Here is a 15,425-nt window from a genome sequence, read left to right on the forward strand (position 1 = left end):
GGCGCGGGCCGCTTCTTCTTCGAGGCTGCGCGCCGCGGACTGCGCGGCCGCGCTGCGTTCGGCGGCCTCGAGGGCGGCCTGACCGCGCGCGATGGCGACCTGCGCGGCCGCGGCCGCGGGAGCCGTGGCCAACGCCGCGAACGTACCGGAAGCCAGCAACCCGGTCACGATCACCACGGACAGCAGCACGAGTGACGGTCCGCGCCGACGGGAGGTGAGGCGACGCGCCGTGAGCCGGCGCCAGCAGCCGCGCGCACCGAAGCGCCGGATCGGCATTTCCAGCCACCGGTAGGAGCTCCCGGCGGCGAGCAGGGTGATCGCTCCCGCCGTGATCCCGATCGGGAGGAGATCGTGCCGTGCTGCCGGCCAGGCCAGCTGCACGAGCACCAGTACGGGCCAGTGCCACAGGTAGAGGCCGTAGGAGCGTTCGCCCAGGTACCGCAGCGGTCTGCTATCGAGCGCCCGGCCGAAGGCGTCGCCGCGCACGCCCGCCCAGATCACCAGTGCGGTCAGCAGGCTCACGAGCACGAGGCCGCCCCGATACGACGCAACACCATTGTTCGGCAGCACCCAGAAGCCCACGGCGACGAGTGCCAAGGCGAGGGCGCCGAGCCAGGGCCGGGCACGCGCCAGCAGCGCTGCCGTGCGGCGAACCGGCCCGACGGCGCGCTCGCGGCGCAGCACCAGCGCGAGGGCCGCGCCGATCAGAAGCCCGAAGCTGTGCGTGTCCGAGCCGTAGTACACCCGCGTCGGGTCGCCGCCGTCGAAGAGCACAGCCATCCACAGGGCGGATGCCGCCGCCAGCCCGAGCACGAGCCCCAGCCGCAGATCGGGGCGGCGAATGCGCAGCAGCCCGAGGAGTGCGAGCGGCCAGACCAGGTAGAACTGCTCTTCCACCGCGAGCGACCAGAGGTTACGGAACAGTTCCGGCTGATCGGCGCTGAAATAGCTGGTGTCGGCCGCGATCGCGACCCAGTTGTAGCCAAACGTCGCGGCCCCGAGAAGTTGGCCGCCGAGTCCGATCAGTACGTCGCCGCCGACCAGCCACGCGGCCGTGCAACCGGCGAGCGCGAGCGGCACGATCGGGGGCACCAGTCGGCGCACCCGGCGTTTCCAGAACCGGCGGAGGTCGAGCCGGCCGCTGCGCTCGTGCTCGGCAACGAGCAGCCCGGTGATCAGAAAGCCGCTGATGACGAAAAAGATGTCCACGCCGATGAACCCACCCGGCAGCGCCGCGGGAAAGAAGTGGAACAGCACGACCGCGACGACGGCGATGGCGCGCAACCCGTCGAGTCCGCCCAGCCGCCCGGCCCGCGGCGTGCCGGCGGATGTACCCGGACGCATAATCGTGGGACCTGTGGCCGACGGGGGAAGGGTGGGGCTGATTTGCATCTGTTGGCACTCGAAAGGGGGTGACCGGGCGCCCCGGTCCCACGATAGCCGCCAGCGAGCAGCCTAGGCTTAGGCTCGTGACTTTTTTCGCGCCGATTGACGGCCTTCCCGTGCCGCCGACTACGCGCATCCGCCTCGACCTCGCCTATGACGGCACCGACTTCACCGGCTGGGCACGCCAGCCCGGGTTTCGCACCGTGCAGGGCGACATCGAAGACGGCCTCGCCTCGATCATGCTGCGTTACCCGCCGAGCCCCACCCTGTATGTTGCCGGTCGCACCGACACCGGGGTGCACGCCGTCGGTCAGGTCGCGCACTTCGACCTGACCCCCGCACAGGCCGACAGCCTGGTGCGCGTGAAGCGCGGCACCGGCATCCGCCCGCCGGTCACGCTCGGCACCGCGGTGCTGCGCAGACTCGGCGGAATCCTGGTGACCAAGCCCGAGATCGTGCTGCGCGCGGCATCCGTCGCCCCCGCCGGGTTCGACGCCCGCTTCTCGGCGCTCTGGCGCACCTATGAGTACCGCATCAGCGACCTCAACGCCCTGCGCGATCCTCAGCAGCGACTGCGCACCACCTGGCATCCGGGCAAACTCAACCTCGAGGCGATGGATGAGGCCGCCGCGACCCTCATCGGCCTGCGCGACTTCGCGGCCTACTGCAAACCCCGACCCGGCGCCACGACGATCCGCGAGTTGCAGGACTTCCGCTGGCGGCGCGATCCCGACGGAGTGCTCGTCGCCACGATCACCGCGGATGCTTTCTGCCACAGCATGGTGCGTGCCGTGGTCGGCGCGACCGTCGCGGTGGGGGAGGGGCGGCTCGGCATCGACCGCCTCGCCACGATGCGCATGGACCGCACCCGCATCACCGAGTTCAAAGTGATGCAGGCGCACGGGCTGACCCTGATGCGGGTCGGCTACCCCGAAGACGCCGAGATGCGCCTGCGGGCCGTCGAGACCCGCAACCGCCGTTCGCTGCCCGCCTTGGTCGGCGACGACGCCGAGTAGCCGAGCCGCGGCATCCGCCGTCGAGGGGGCCTGAATCCCGCGCAGCGGCGTACCTACCGTGCAGCTCGAATTTGCGCCCCTTTGCCCCTGGCGTAACCACCGCGCAGCGGCGCAGGCCGCGCGCAGCGCAGAGGCTGCACGGATGCGGGGTGGCGTAGGTCCCGCGCAGCGGCGCACGTACCGCGCAGCTCGAACATGCCCCCCTTGCCCCTGGCGTAACTCCCGCGCAGTGGCGCAACCACCGCGCAGCGGCGCAACTACCGCGCATGAACTCTCAGAGCTGAGCGGAGAAGTTGCCTTGAGCGGCCCGCTCGACTAGTGTGGACCCTTGGTGTCTGTGCGTTGCAGCACGGCATCCGAACGTGAGCCCTCCATCGACAGTGTTTTCATCAGGAAAACACGCCCGGAGCGGGATTCACGAACACCTCCGTTCGAAAAAGAAGAAAGCAGCACAACAGTGACGCGCACTTACACCCCCAAGGCAAGCGAACTCCAGCACGACTGGGTTGTCATCGATGCCACCGATATCGTCCTCGGACGTCTGGCCAGCCACGCGGCGATCCTGCTGCGCGGCAAGCACAAGGCCACCTTCTCTCCCCACATGGACGGTGGCGACTTCGTCATCATCATCAACGCGGAGAAGGTTGCCCTCACCGGCAAGAAGCTCGACCTCAAGATCGCTTACCGCCACTCCGGTTACCCGGGCGGCCTCACGGCGACCAACTACTCCGAGATGCTCGAGAAGCACCCGACCCGCGCGGTCGAGAAGGCCATCCGTGGCATGCTGCCGAAGAACTCCCTCGGCCGTGCACAGCTCCTCAAGCTGAAGGTCTACGCCGGTGCAGAGCACCCGCACTCGGCCCAGCAGCCGAAGCCGTACACCCTCAGCCAGGTCGCTCAGTAGCGTCCGCCTCAGACTTCTCAAGACTCTAGAAAAAGGATTCACACAATCGTGGCGAAGATCGCAGACCAGATTGACCAGGCTCCGGAGAGCTACTCGACAGAGACTCCCGCCGAGACCGCAACCAAGGCGCCCCGCGCCATCCTCAACGTTCCCGGCGCAGCCGTGGGACGTCGCAAGCAGGCCATTGCCCGCGTGCGCATCGTTCCCGGTTCGGGCACCATCGTGGTGAACGGCCGTGCGCTGGAGGACTACTTCCCGAACAAGCTGCACCAGCAGCTCATCAACGACCCGTTCAAGGTCCTCGACCTGCTCGGCAGCTACGACGTCATCGCACGCATCACCGGTGGTGGCCCCTCGGGCCAGGCCGGCGCGCTGCGCCTCGGCATCGCTCGCTCGCTGAACCTGATCGACGAAGAGAACAACCGCGCGATCCTCAAGAAGAACGGCTTCCTGAGCCGCGACGCTCGTGTCAAGGAGCGCAAGAAGGCCGGACTCAAGAAGGCCCGCAAGGCTCCTCAGTTCAGCAAGCGCTAGTCGAATAGCCGACGTCGATATGACTCGACTGTTCGGCACCGACGGCGTGCGGGGCCTGGCCAACCGTGATCTCACGGCTGGCCTGGCCCTGGAGCTGGCTCAGGCCACTGCCGCGGTGCTTACCACCGGTCGCCGCGCCGAAAAGCGCCGCGAATCCGGTCAACGCCCCGTCGCCGTGGTCGCCCGGGACCCCCGTGTCTCCGGTGAATTCATTATTGCCGCGGTCTCTGCCGGGCTGGCGAGCTCCGGAGTCGATGTCCTCGACGCCGGCGTGATCCCCACCCCCGCTGCCGCATTCCTGATCTCCGATATCGGCGCCGACTTCGGTGTGATGATTTCCGCCTCACACAACCCGGCCCCCGACAACGGCATCAAAATCTTCGCCTTTGGCGGCACCAAGCTTCCCGACGACGTCGAGGACCGCATCGAGTCCTACATCGGACACGACACCCTGATGCCGATCGGCGGTGACGTGGGGCGCATCCGTCGCTTCGCCGACGCCGAAGACCGCTACGTCGTTCACCTGCTGACGACGCTGCCGCACCGCCTCGACGGCCTGCACGTCGTGCTTGACTGCGCGCACGGCGCCGCGGCCGGCGTGTCACCGCAGGTCTTCACGGATGCCGGCGCTCGCCTCACCGTGATCGGCGCCGACCCCGACGGCCTCAACATCAACGACGGTGTCGGCTCGACGCACCTGGACAACCTCGCCCGCGCCGTGCTCGAACACGGCGCCGACATCGGCATCGCCCACGACGGCGACGCCGACCGCTGCCTCGCGGTCGACGCGGCCGGCAACATCGTCGACGGCGACCAGATCATGGCGATCCTCGCCGTCTCGATGGCCGAACGCGGCGTGCTGAAAGACCGCACCCTCGTCGCCACCGTGATGAGCAACCTCGGCCTGCGCAAAGCCATGGCCGCCAACGACATCACCGTCGTGCAGACCAAGGTCGGCGACCGGTACGTGCTCGAAGAGCTCAACGCCCACGGCTACTCGCTCGGCGGCGAGCAGAGCGGACACGTCATCATGACCAAGTTCGCGACCACCGGGGACGGCATCCTGACCGGGCTGCACCTGGTTGCCGAGATGGCGCGCACCGGCAAGACGCTCGCCGAACTGGCATCCGTCATGACGGTCTACCCGCAGATCCTCGTGAACGTGCGGGGCGTCGACCACCGGGCGCTGCACTCCGATGCCGTGATCGCCGAGGCGATTCTCGCCGCCGAGACCGAACTGGGCGACACCGGACGCGTGCTGCTGCGCCCCTCGGGCACCGAACCGATGGTTCGCGTGATGGTCGAAGCGGCCGACCAGCCGACCGCCGACCGCCTGGCGCACCAGCTCGCCGACGTGGTGCGCGAGCGCCTCGCCAACTAGCCGCCCCCGAACGGTCCCGAGTGCCGCGACCGTGCCTGCCGACGTGACGAGTGCCGCGAGCGCGGGCATCCGCTAGACCTTGCGCAGCAGTACCTTCGAAACCGCATGGTCGGGATCTTTGCGCAGCACGAGCGTCGCCCGGCTCTTGGTGGGACGGATGTTGCGCAGCAGGTTGGGTTCGTTGATGCTGATCCAGATCTGCCGCGCCTTCGCCCGGGCCTCGGCCTCGGTCATGTCCGCGTAGCGGTGAAAATACGACTTCGGGTTGATGAACGCCCCGCGCTGCAGCTTCAAAAACCGTTCTTCGTACCAGCGCGCCACGTCTTGCGTGCGGGCGTCCACGTAGACCGTGAAGTCGAACAGGTCGCTCACGGCCAGGCCGTGGCCGGCCCCGGGGGGCTGCAGCACGTTGAGGCCCTCGATGATCAGGATGTCCGGCTGCCGCACGATGATCTGCGCGTCGGGCACGATGTCATAGCTCAGGTGTGAGTAGAACGGGGTGCGGGCCTCGGCGGCGCCGCTCTTGACCGCACTCACGAAACGCAGCAGTGCCCGCCGGTCGTAGGACTCGGGAAATCCCTTGCGGTCCATGATGCCGCGGCGCGCGAGCTCCGCATTGGGGTAGAGAAACCCGTCGGTCGTGACGAGCTCAACGCGGGGGGTGTCTTCCCAGCGCGCCAGCAGCTCGCGCAGCAGTCGGGCGATCGTGGATTTACCCACGGCAACCGAGCCGGCAACCCCGATCACGAACGGCACGTGCAGGGCGCGTTCGCCGAGAAAATCACTCGTCGCCCGGTGCAGGTGGCGGGCGCCGGCCGCGTAGAGGTTGAGCAGCCGGCTCAGCGGAAGGTAGACATCCGTCACCTCGTTGATGTCGAGTGGCTCACCCAGCCCGCGCAACTGCACGATCTCGGTCTCCCGAAGCGGCAGGCGAGTGGATGCGGCGAGCGCGGCCCAGTCGGCACGATCCAGTTCCACAAAAGGGGTGCCGTGAACCTTGTTGATGGGGCTGGTCACCGGATCGGACATTTTCCCAAGCTTAGTCCGACTAAAATCGGGGCCATGTGTGGAATCGTGGGTTACGTCGGAGGCACCAACAAAGCGGTCGAGGTTTTGATGGGAGGGCTGCGACGTCTGGAGTACCGGGGCTACGACTCCGCCGGCATCGCCGTGATCGACGAGGAGGGCGTTCTCAACTCCGTGAAGCGCGCCGGCAAGCTCGCGATGCTCTCCGATGAGCTGAAACGTCACCCGGTCAACGCGGGGCGCACCGGTATCGGGCACACCCGCTGGGCCACCCACGGAGGCCCGACCGACGAGAACGCGCACCCGCACCTCGCCGACAACGGCAAGCTCGCCCTGATCCACAACGGCATCATCGAGAACTTCGGCCCCCTCAAGGCCGAACTGCTCGCCGAGGGCTACACCTTCGAGAGCGAAACCGACACCGAGGTCGCCGCCGTGCTGCTCGGCCGCGAATACCAGCGCGTGGGCGACCTCGGCGAAGCCTTCCGCAGCGTCGTCGCCCGCCTCGACGGTGCGTTCACCCTGCTGGCCCTGCACCAGGACCAGCCCGGCGTTGTCGTCGGCGCCCGTCGCAACTCGCCGCTCGTGATCGGCCTCGGCGACGGTGAGAACTTTCTCGGCTCCGACGTGGCCGCGTTCATCGAGTACACCCGTCGTGCGGTCGCCATCGGTCAGGACCAGATCGTGACGATCACGCCCGACAGCGTCACCGTGACCGACTTCTTCGGCGCGCCCGTCGAGGTCGAAGAGTTCGACGTGGCGTGGGACGCTTCCGCGTCGGACAAGGGTGGTTGGTCGAGTTTCATGGCCAAGGAGGTCTCGGAGCAGCCCGACGCCGTCGCGAACACGCTGCGTGGCCGCATCGTCGACGGGGTCGTCGTGATCCCGGAATTGGCCGAGTTCGGGGATGAGGCGCTCGCGCGCATCCGCCGCATTGTGATCATCGCCTGCGGTACCGCAGCGTATGCCGGTCAGGTCGCCAAGTACGCGATCGAGAAGTGGGCAAAGGTTCCGGTGGATGTCGAGCTCAGCCACGAGTTCCGCTACCGTGACCCCGTCATCGAGAACGACACCCTGGTGGTGTCCATCAGTCAGTCCGGCGAGACCATGGACACCCTGATGGCCGTGAAGTACGCCCGTGAGGCCGGGGCGGTCGCGATCTCGATCTGCAACACCCAGGGCGCCACGATCCCGCGCGAGAGCAACGCGGTCATCTACACGCATGCCGGCCCCGAGGTCGCGGTCGCGTCGACGAAGGCGTTTGTCGCCCAGATAGCCGCGCTGTACCTGTTCGCCCTGCACCTGGCCCGGGTGCGCGGCACGCTCGGCAGCGCTGAACTGCTCGAGCACACCGCCGAACTGCAGGCCATTCCGGAGAAGATCGCCACCACCCTGCTGCAGGGCGACGCCGTACGCCAGCTCGCGACGTGGATGACCGACTCCCGCGCGGTGCTGTTCCTCGGCCGGCACGTGGGCTTCCCGATCGCGCTCGAGGGCGCGTTGAAGCTCAAGGAACTCGCCTACATCCACGCCGAGGGCTTCGCCGCCGGCGAGCTCAAGCACGGCCCGATCGCGCTGATCGAGCCCGGCCAGCCGGTGTTCGTCGTGGTGCCGAGCCCGCGCGGCTCGGCGCACCTGCACCCGAAGGTCGTCTCCAACATTCAGGAGATCCGCGCCCGCGGTGCCCGGGTCATCGTGATCGCCGAGCAGGGGGATGCCGCGGTGCTGCCCTTCGCCGACACCGTGATCCACATTCCCCTGGCCGCCCCGCTGTTCGAGCCGCTGCTGGCCGTGGTGCCGCTGCAGCTGTTCGCGATGGAGCTGGCGACCGCGAAGGGCCTCGACGTGGACCAGCCCCGCAACCTGGCCAAGTCCGTCACCGTCGAGTAGTTCGCCGGCAGCAACAGTGATTGTGGGCATCGGGGTCGACGTGGTCGACCTGGCGCGGTTTGGGCGCCAGGTCGACCGCACGCCCGCCCTCATCCCGCGGCTGTTCGCTGAGAGCGAACGCGGACTGGCGGTGCACTCCCTCGCCGCCCGGTTCGCAGCCAAGGAGGCCCTGGTCAAGGCCCTCGGCCACAGCGGCACCCTGACCTGGCGCGACATGGAGATCGTCTCCGACGTGCACGGCAACCCCGGATTCGTGGTCGATGGCCCGCTCGCCGCCGTTCTCGCCGCGCGCGGCATCGATCGGGTGCACGTCACCATGACCCACGACGCCGGCGTCGCCTGCGCCTTCGTTGTGGCCGAGGCCGACCGGTGAGCGTGGCGCCGTTCCGGCTCGGACGGAGCGTCGTTCCCGACTCCGCGGCCATGCACCGCTTCGGCCGGGACCTCGCCACGGCACTCGGCGCCGGGGACCTGGTGGTGCTCACGGGTCCCTTGGGCGCCGGCAAGACGACCCTGACCCGGGGACTCGGCGAGGGCCTGGGAGTGCGCGGCCCGGTCACGAGCCCCACCTTCGTACTCGCCCGCACCCATCCGAGCCTGGTCGGCGGGCCGCCGCTCGTGCACGTCGACGCGTACCGCCTGCAGAGCGCCGTCGAACTCGACGACCTCGACATCGACTTTCCGCGGTCCGTCGTGGTCGTCGAATGGGGCCGCGGCATGCTCGACGGCATCACCGAGAGCTGGCTCGACGTGGAGATCGAGCGGCCGCGCGGCGGGCGGCTGATGGCGACGACGGATGCCGCGGCATCCGTCACCGGGCACGACGCGGACGACGACGACCTCGACGATGACGACCTCGACGAGCCGCGCACCGTGACGATCACCGCGCACGGCCCGCGCTGGACGAGCCTCTAGTCTCGCGTCGCCCGTAGACTTCGACAGGACCTCGGCGAGAGGACCACATCGACAGGACCTCGAACAGGGAGCAGCATGCTGCGGCACGGCGCACGATACTGGATCATTCTGCTGGCCGTCGGCCTTATCGGCGGGCTGCTGTCGGGAACCTTCGGGGTCGGCGGCGGCATCATCATGGTGCCGTTGCTCGTTTCCCTGGCCGGCATGGACCAGCGCCGCGCGGCCGCGACAACCCTCGTGGCCATCGTGCCGGCCGCGACGGTCGGCGCCATCACCTACCTCGCCAACGGGGAGACCGACCTCGTGGCCGGCGGCTTTGTGGCCTTCGGCGCCATCTTCGGAGCCGTGCTCGGCAGCTGGCTGCTCAAGCGCCTGCCGCTCGTCTGGCTGCGCTGGATGTTCATCGCCCTGCTCGTCGGCGTCGCCGTGCGCATGCTCCTGGTCGTGCCCGTGCGCGGCGAGCAGCTCGACCTGACCTGGTACGTCGTGGTCGGCTACATCGTGCTCGGCCTGATCATGGGTATCGCCTCGGGCCTCTTCGGCATTGGCGGCGGCGTCATCGCCGTTCCGGCCCTGATCGCCGTGTTCGGCATCAGCGACCTCATCGCCAAGGGAACCTCGCTGCTCGTCATGATTCCGACCGGCATTGTGGGCACCATCTCCAACGTGCGCGGCAAACTCGTGGACGTGCGCGCCGGCCTCGTCGTGGGCGCCGCGGCGACGGCGGCCTCCGCTCCCGGGGTGGCGATCGCGCTGATTCTGCCGCCGCAGGTGTCGAGCATTCTCTTCGCCGCCCTGCTCGTGCTCGCCGCCGTGCAGCTGACCATCAAGGCGATCCGGGCCCAGCGCAAGCCGAAGCCCGAACCCGACCTTTCCACCCCCGACGCGCCCAGGGAATAGGCTGAACGGATGCTCCTCGCCATCGACACCTCCGCGGGTACGAGCGTCGCCGTCGTCGACCACGCCCGTGGTGTGCTCGCCGAACACGGCGTGGCCGACACCATGCGCCACGCCGAAGTCGTCGGCCCGCTGATTCAGCAGTGCCTGGCCGAAGCCGGCGTGACCGTGGCCGAGCTGTCCGGTGTCGTCGGCGGCATGGGACCCGGCCCCTTCACCGGGCTGCGGGTCGGCATCGCCGCCGCCCGTGTCTTCGCCCTCGGAGCCGCCCGCCCGCTCGTGCCGGTCGTCAGCCACGACGCCATCGCTTTCGGCCACTACCGCCGCGGCCACACCGGCCCGCTGCTCGTGGTCACCGACGCCCGCCGCCGCGAGGTCTACTGGAGCGCCTTCAGCGGAACGGATGCCGCGGGGCTGCCCGAACGCCTCGCCGTGCCCGGTCTCGCCCAGCCCGCCGCCCTGCTCGAGCCGGACTTTCCCTTCGCGGGGATGATCCGCCTCGACGCGGCCACCGTCAGCGCCGGGGACCTCGGCCTGCTCGCCGAGTTGACGTTCGCCGCGGGGCGCCCGTTCGCCGCGAACGACGCCCTCTACCTGCGCTCGCCCGACGCCGTGCTGCCCACCACCCGCAAGCGGGTCAGCAATTGACCGGCCCTGAGCCGGGGACCTGGCAGCTGCGCCGCGCAACCGTCGATGACCTGGCCGCGATCATGCACCTCGAGACCACGGTTTTCACCACGGATGCCTGGAGCCCCGAGATGATGCGCCGCGACGTCGCCGACGCCCACTGTTTCTACCTCGTGGCCTTCCCGCCCGACCATCCCGACCGCATCGAGGGCTACGCCGGCCTGCTGGCGCCGCGCGGCGGCGCTCAGGGTGACATTCAGACCATCGCGGTGGCCGAGACTGCCCGGGGCCGGGGCCTGGGCCGGGTGCTCATGCTCACGCTCATCGGTGAGGCCCGCAAACGCGGTGCCCGGGAGGTTTTTCTCGAGGTGCGCGCCGACAACCCACCGGCCCAGCGGCTCTACGCCCGACTCGGCTTCGAAGAGCTCGGCCTGCGCCGCGGCTACTACCAGCCCGACAACGTCGACGCCATCGTCATGCGCCTGACCGTGCCCGACCCGCACACCACCCTGGCGGCGCACGGTGCGCCGGCGCCCGACGGCCCGCCAGCCCCCGACGGCCCGCCAGGCCCCGACAGCCCGCCAGACTCCGACAGCCCCACAGCCCCCGACAGCCCCGAGGTGCCCGCATGACCCCGATGAATCGCGAGAACCCGCTCGTGCTCGGCATCGAAACCTCCTGCGACGAGACCGGAATCGGCATTGTTCGCGGCACCACCCTGCTCGCCAACGTGATCGCCTCCTCCATGGACGAACACGCCCGCTACGGCGGCGTCGTGCCCGAGGTCGCGGCGCGCGCGCACCTCGAAGAGCTGGTCCCGGCGATTGAGGCCGCCGTCGCCGAGAGCGGCATCCGCCTGGAAGACCTCGACGCGATCGCGGTGACGAGCGGTCCGGGGCTCGCGGGTGCGCTCATGGTCGGCGTCGGCGCGGCCAAGGCCCTCGCCCTCGCCCTCGGCAAGCCGATCTATGCGGTGAACCACCTGGTCGGGCACGTCGGCGCCGATGTGCTGCGGCTGGGTGAATCGGATACCGTGCCGCTGGAGTACCCGACGATCGCGCTGCTCGTCTCCGGCGGACACACTTCCCTGCTGCTCGTGCGCGACCTCACGAGCGACGTCGAATTGCTCGGCGAGACCATCGACGACGCTGCGGGCGAGGCCTTCGACAAGGTCGCCCGCATCCTCGGCATGCCGTACCCGGGCGGACCCCGCATCGACGCGGCCGCCGCGACCGGCGACCCGCGCGCCATCCGCTTTCCCCGCGGGCTCAGCCGCCCGAAAGACATGGACGAGCACCGCTACGACTTCTCGTTCTCGGGGCTGAAGACATCCGTCGCCCGCTGGGTGGAACACCGTGAGGACGCCGGCGAGCCGGTGCCCGTCAGTGATGTGGCGGCGAGCTTTCGCGAGGCCGTCGTCGACATCCTGCTCACCAAGGCCGTGGCCGCCTGCGCCGACTACGGCGTGCCCCGGCTGCTGCTCGGCGGCGGCGTGATCGCCAACGCCCGGCTGCGGCAGGTGGCCATCGAACGAACGGATGCCGCCGGGCTCACCCTGCGCATCCCGCCGCTGTCGCTCTGCACCGACAACGGTGCGATGATCGCCGCGCTCGGCGCCCAGCTGATCATGAACGGGCACGAGCCGTCCACGCTCGATTTCGGCGCGGATTCGACCCTGCCCGTTGAACAGATCCAGGTCGCACCGGCGCCCGTGGTTCCAGCCGTCCGCGGTGGGAACGACGGCAACACGCCCGCCGGGGTGACCTAGTCAACCCGACCGGGTATTCTGTATGTTTATCGTGAGACACCCTGCACGACCGGAACCCCCAAGGAGTTCGCATGACTGATCCGAACCAGCCCCCCGTCACGCCGCCGTCCAACAATCCTCCCCCCGCGTACGGACAGCCGGCCGCCCCTGACTTCGGCCAGGCCCCGGCATATGGTGCCCCCGCTTACGGTGCACCCGTCTATGGCGCCCCGGCGCCGCAGCCCTACGGCGCTCCGCCGACCGGCTCCGACAAGTACAACGTGCTCGCAATCGTGTCGCTCGTCTCGGCGTTCTTCATCTCGCTCGTCGCGGTCATCACCGGGCACATCGCGCTCAGCCAGATCAAGAAGACCGGCGAGAAGGGCCGCGGCCTCGCCATCGGCGGGCTCGTCCTCGGCTACGCGGGTATCGCGGCGGGCATCATCGCCCTGGCGATCCTGATTCCGCTCTACCTCGCCATTCTGAGCGACCCGAGCTTTCAGAACGAACTCAACAACTACTAGGTTCAGCGGTTACGAAACCCGGCGGCTGCCCGGCTGGGCAGCCGCACCAGCCGGTTCCGTTCCCGTGTCAGGAGGAAGCTACCGATGAGTGACCCCACCACCCCAGGCACGCCTCCGGTACCGCCGGTGCCCGAGGTTCCCGGCGTTCCCCAAGTGCCCGATGTTCCCCAGGTGCCCGACGTTTCGCAGGTCCCCGGTGCGACGGATGCCCAGGCCCGTCCGGCGACGCCGTTCACCGAACCGGGTGAGCCGTCGGCTCCGCCGGCCTATGGAGTCCCGACCCCGCCGGCTTACGGAGCCCCGACCCCGCCGGTCTATGGAGCCCCGACCCCGCCGGGTTACGGAGCCCCGACCCCGCCGGCCTACGGAGCCGCGTCCGGCTACGGCGACCCGCGCCAGAACTCGGCCGGTGCGCCCCCGCCGCCCGCCGGAAACCCCTACGCGAGCAGTCCCTACGGCGCCCCCGCGGTGAAGCAGCCGATCCTCAGCATCCTCTCGCTCGTTGCCGGCATCATCGCCGTGCTCGGGTCGCCGATCGGCTTCATCCCGTTCGTCGGCGGCTTCCTGGGGCTGTTCGTACCGATCGGCGCGATCGTGCTGGGCTTTCTCGGCCGCAGCAAGGAGCCCCACGCCCGTGGCTACTGGCTCACCGGCCTCATCACCGGTTTCGCGAGCCTGGCGCTGGCGATCCTGAGCATCGTCCTGTGGATTGTCGTGTTCGCCATGTCGCCGAGCTACGGCACCGGCTACGACTCCACCTTCTAACGCCGACCCCAGACCAGAGACTCCATCATGAGCGGACAGCACCGCGACCCGTCCGCCCCGGTGGATGACTACGAGTACGACCTCACGCGCCCACCGGCGGTCACCCCCGAGGGGCAACTCGCCTGGGAGGCCACCGAAACGGCCCCCACCGAGTGGGTGCCGTACGTCTACACCGAGGCGGAGGTGCGCACGGTCGGCATCCGTCGACGCCTGTCCGTGGCATCCGTCGTGCTCGGCGTTCTCGGCCTGATCGGGGGCGTGCTGGGCGTCTTCGGGCTGCCGTTCGCCCTCAGCGCCGTGGTTCTTGCCCTCACGGCCCGGGTGTCCGAGCGGAGAGCCGGCGCCTTCTGGCTCGGCGGCCTGCTCTGCGGCATCGCCGGGTTGCTGCTCGGTGCCGGCTGGCTGTACTACATCACCCAGGTATTGATGCCGCTCACCGACGGCTGAGACTGATTCGTCGCATTCAGCGCAGTCGTCGCAGTCGTCGTACCCGTCGCTGTCAGCGCACCCGCTCCACGAGCAGCGCCACGCGGTGCCCCGCGGCGCGGGTCAGCACGAGGGTCGCCGACTCGGAGCCCTTGAGCTTCAGCCGGGTGCGCAGTGTCGCCGGATCCACGTCGACGCCGCGCTTCTTGATCTCCAGGGTTCCGATCTGGCGCTCCGCGAGCGCGAGCCGCAGCTTTTTCTCGTCGACCGGCAGCGACTCCAGCACCCGGAACGCGGTCGCGAACGGGGTCGGCGTGAGCGTCGGAGCCGTCAGGTAGGCCAGGCCCTCGCTGAGCATCTCGGCGCCGAGCGTGCGCGCCAGGTCGCCGATCAGCCGGGCCCGGATCACCGCGCCGTTCGGTTCGTACAGGTAGTCGCCGAGTTCGCCGACCGGGGCATCCGCGCTGTCGGCCGCGGCAGTCATCTCCGCCACCCCGCCCGGGGTGAGCAGCAGCGCCGAACGACGGATGCCCGGGCGCGCCAGCACCCCGAACCAGAGCGCCATCTCCACCAGCTGTCCCTCGACGGAGACCCACTGTGCCTCGGCGTCGGGGGGAATCTGGTCGCGATCGTGGCCGGGTCCGAGTTTGACGCCGATCGGCATCCGCTCGCTGAGGCCGAAGACGAAGTCGAGGCTGGGGGAGTAGTCCTCCGAGCGGGTCAGTCGGGTGGTGTTGGTGTGGCCGGCGGTGCGGCGCGCCGGGTCGAGCCAGGCGGCGTCGAAGCCGGCCAGGTCGACGTCTTCGGCGTTGGAGTGCACGACCGTGGCGCTCGGAAACGGGGCCAGGTTGTAACTCGCGACGGTCGCGGTGACCTCGTCGGCGTCGACGGCGGTCACCGCGAGGTCGAGGGCGGCCATGGCCATCGCGTCGCCGCCGATGCCGCAGCCGAGGTCGGCGACGCGGCTGAGGCCCGCCGCCTGGAAGCGCCCGGCGTGCAGGGCTGCGACGCGCAACCGGGTCGCCTGCTCGAGGCCGGCCTCGGTGAAGAGCATCCGGCTGGCGAAATCGCCGAACTTCGGGCCGGCCTTCCCGCGCAGCTTCGACTGCCCGAGCACCGCGGCGACGAGGCCCGGCGCGTGCCCGGCCTTGCGCAGCGCGCTGACCCGGGCGACAACGTTGCCGTGGGCGTCGTAGGGCGGCAGGGAATCCAGCAGGCGCAGGCCTTCGGGCGAAAGTAGCTCGACGAGCTCTGAGCGATCCATCAGGCAATTCTCCCACGCTCCTGCCGCCGTCCCACGCCCGCATCTGGCACTCACGTTGCGTGAGTGCCAGATGCGCCCTAAGCTTGATTTAGCACTCTCGACGTGAGTCTGCTAACCCAAATC

Annotated in this window: 17 protein-coding genes; 14 read left to right on the plus strand and 3 right to left on the minus strand. The window is 69.4% G+C overall.

Annotation, left to right across the window (positions count from 1 at the left end):
* A partial coding sequence (locus tag D6T64_RS03675) for an acyltransferase family protein (RefSeq protein ID WP_158594791.1) occupies nucleotides 1-1,344 on the minus strand: 1,344 nt, incomplete at its 3' end.
* Nucleotides 1,345-1,469: 125 nt separating this feature from the next.
* Here D6T64_RS03675 and D6T64_RS03680 point away from each other — a divergent pair.
* From D6T64_RS03680 to glmM, 4 genes are all read left to right on the plus strand, one after another.
* Nucleotides 1,470-2,402 carry a tRNA pseudouridine synthase A gene (locus D6T64_RS03680; RefSeq protein ID WP_233550813.1) on the plus strand — a complete coding sequence of 311 codons (933 nt, stop codon included), beginning with the start codon at nucleotides 1,470-1,472 and terminating at the stop codon, nucleotides 2,400-2,402.
* Between the two features lie 457 nt (nucleotides 2,403-2,859).
* Nucleotides 2,860-3,306 (plus strand): 50S ribosomal protein L13, encoded by a 447-nt coding sequence (gene rplM / locus D6T64_RS03685; RefSeq protein ID WP_119971779.1) that lies wholly within the window; start codon nucleotides 2,860-2,862, stop codon nucleotides 3,304-3,306.
* Between the two features lie 48 nt (nucleotides 3,307-3,354).
* Nucleotides 3,355-3,840 (plus strand): 30S ribosomal protein S9, encoded by a 486-nt coding sequence (gene rpsI, locus D6T64_RS03690; RefSeq protein ID WP_119971782.1) that lies wholly within the window; start codon nucleotides 3,355-3,357, stop codon nucleotides 3,838-3,840.
* Between the two features lie 19 nt (nucleotides 3,841-3,859).
* Nucleotides 3,860-5,221, plus strand: coding sequence for a phosphoglucosamine mutase (gene glmM, locus D6T64_RS03695; protein ID WP_119971785.1), 1,362 nt, complete (start codon nucleotides 3,860-3,862; stop codon nucleotides 5,219-5,221).
* Between the two features lie 72 nt (nucleotides 5,222-5,293).
* Here the strand turns inward: glmM and coaA are convergent, their stop codons facing one another.
* Nucleotides 5,294-6,250, minus strand: coding sequence for a type I pantothenate kinase (coaA, locus tag D6T64_RS03700; protein ID WP_119971788.1), 957 nt, complete (start codon nucleotides 6,248-6,250; stop codon nucleotides 5,294-5,296).
* 33 nt (nucleotides 6,251-6,283) lie between these two features.
* Between coaA and glmS the strand changes: the two genes are divergently transcribed.
* The 10 genes from glmS (at nucleotide 6,284) to D6T64_RS03750 (ending at nucleotide 14,059) form a co-directional block, all read left to right on the plus strand.
* Nucleotides 6,284-8,137 carry a glutamine--fructose-6-phosphate transaminase (isomerizing) gene (gene glmS / locus D6T64_RS03705; RefSeq protein WP_119971790.1) on the plus strand — a complete coding sequence of 618 codons (1,854 nt, stop codon included), beginning with the start codon at nucleotides 6,284-6,286 and terminating at the stop codon, nucleotides 8,135-8,137.
* A 16-nt stretch (nucleotides 8,138-8,153) separates the two neighbouring features.
* On the plus strand, nucleotides 8,154-8,510 hold the full coding sequence (locus D6T64_RS03710) for a holo-ACP synthase (RefSeq protein WP_119971793.1): 357 nt from the start codon (nucleotides 8,154-8,156) through the stop codon (nucleotides 8,508-8,510).
* On the plus strand, nucleotides 8,507-9,052 hold the full coding sequence (gene tsaE, locus D6T64_RS03715) for a tRNA (adenosine(37)-N6)-threonylcarbamoyltransferase complex ATPase subunit type 1 TsaE (protein ID WP_377010044.1): 546 nt from the start codon (nucleotides 8,507-8,509) through the stop codon (nucleotides 9,050-9,052). Before D6T64_RS03710 ends, tsaE begins: the two co-directional genes overlap by 4 nt.
* Before the next feature lie 75 nt (nucleotides 9,053-9,127).
* Nucleotides 9,128-9,952 (plus strand): sulfite exporter TauE/SafE family protein, encoded by an 825-nt coding sequence (locus D6T64_RS03720; RefSeq protein ID WP_119971796.1) that lies wholly within the window; start codon nucleotides 9,128-9,130, stop codon nucleotides 9,950-9,952.
* Between the two features lie 9 nt (nucleotides 9,953-9,961).
* Nucleotides 9,962-10,597 carry a tRNA (adenosine(37)-N6)-threonylcarbamoyltransferase complex dimerization subunit type 1 TsaB gene (tsaB, locus tag D6T64_RS03725; protein WP_119971798.1) on the plus strand — a complete coding sequence of 212 codons (636 nt, stop codon included), beginning with the start codon at nucleotides 9,962-9,964 and terminating at the stop codon, nucleotides 10,595-10,597.
* Nucleotides 10,594-11,208, plus strand: coding sequence for a ribosomal protein S18-alanine N-acetyltransferase (gene rimI, locus D6T64_RS03730; protein ID WP_233550814.1), 615 nt, complete (start codon nucleotides 10,594-10,596; stop codon nucleotides 11,206-11,208). Before tsaB ends, rimI begins: the two co-directional genes overlap by 4 nt.
* A 5-nt stretch (nucleotides 11,209-11,213) precedes the next feature.
* Nucleotides 11,214-12,344, plus strand: a complete 1,131-nt coding sequence (gene tsaD / locus D6T64_RS03735) for a tRNA (adenosine(37)-N6)-threonylcarbamoyltransferase complex transferase subunit TsaD (protein WP_199719045.1) — start codon at nucleotides 11,214-11,216, stop codon at nucleotides 12,342-12,344.
* A gap of 71 nt (nucleotides 12,345-12,415) precedes the next feature.
* The gene (locus tag D6T64_RS03740) at nucleotides 12,416-12,847 is read left to right on the plus strand and encodes a DUF4190 domain-containing protein (RefSeq protein WP_119971804.1); all 432 of its coding nucleotides are present in this window, start codon (nucleotides 12,416-12,418) and stop codon (nucleotides 12,845-12,847) included.
* Nucleotides 12,848-12,931: 84 nt separating this feature from the next.
* The gene (locus D6T64_RS03745) at nucleotides 12,932-13,612 is read left to right on the plus strand and encodes a DUF4190 domain-containing protein (protein WP_119971806.1); all 681 of its coding nucleotides are present in this window, start codon (nucleotides 12,932-12,934) and stop codon (nucleotides 13,610-13,612) included.
* A gap of 27 nt (nucleotides 13,613-13,639) precedes the next feature.
* Nucleotides 13,640-14,059 (plus strand): phage holin family protein, encoded by a 420-nt coding sequence (locus D6T64_RS03750; protein WP_119971809.1) that lies wholly within the window; start codon nucleotides 13,640-13,642, stop codon nucleotides 14,057-14,059.
* 52 nt (nucleotides 14,060-14,111) lie between these two features.
* Here D6T64_RS03750 and D6T64_RS03755 read toward each other — a convergent pair whose 3' ends face one another.
* A complete protein-coding gene (locus D6T64_RS03755; RefSeq protein ID WP_119971811.1) occupies nucleotides 14,112-15,302 on the minus strand; it encodes a class I SAM-dependent methyltransferase in 1,191 nt (396 codons plus the stop codon).
* Between the last annotated feature and the right edge of the window lie 123 nt (nucleotides 15,303-15,425).

The sequence above is a fragment of the Cryobacterium melibiosiphilum genome (assembly GCF_003602235.1).
GTDB classification, from domain to species: domain Bacteria; phylum Actinomycetota; class Actinomycetes; order Actinomycetales; family Microbacteriaceae; genus Cryobacterium; species Cryobacterium melibiosiphilum.

Coding starts and splice junctions, on each gene's coding strand:
- glmM (WP_119971785.1), top strand. CDS start 3,860: ATGACTCGACTGTTCGGCACCGACGGCGTGCGGGGCCTGGCCAACCGT.
- coaA (WP_119971788.1), bottom strand. CDS start 6,250: ATGTCCGATCCGGTGACCAGCCCCATCAACAAGGTTCACGGCACCCCT.
- glmS (WP_119971790.1), top strand. CDS start 6,284: ATGTGTGGAATCGTGGGTTACGTCGGAGGCACCAACAAAGCGGTCGAG.
- D6T64_RS03720 (WP_119971796.1), top strand. CDS start 9,128: ATGCTGCGGCACGGCGCACGATACTGGATCATTCTGCTGGCCGTCGGC.
- tsaB (WP_119971798.1), top strand. CDS start 9,962: ATGCTCCTCGCCATCGACACCTCCGCGGGTACGAGCGTCGCCGTCGTC.
- tsaD (WP_199719045.1), top strand. CDS start 11,214: ATGAATCGCGAGAACCCGCTCGTGCTCGGCATCGAAACCTCCTGCGAC.
- D6T64_RS03740 (WP_119971804.1), top strand. CDS start 12,416: ATGACTGATCCGAACCAGCCCCCCGTCACGCCGCCGTCCAACAATCCT.
- D6T64_RS03745 (WP_119971806.1), top strand. CDS start 12,932: ATGAGTGACCCCACCACCCCAGGCACGCCTCCGGTACCGCCGGTGCCC.
- D6T64_RS03750 (WP_119971809.1), top strand. CDS start 13,640: ATGAGCGGACAGCACCGCGACCCGTCCGCCCCGGTGGATGACTACGAG.
- D6T64_RS03755 (WP_119971811.1), bottom strand. CDS start 15,302: ATGGATCGCTCAGAGCTCGTCGAGCTACTTTCGCCCGAAGGCCTGCGC.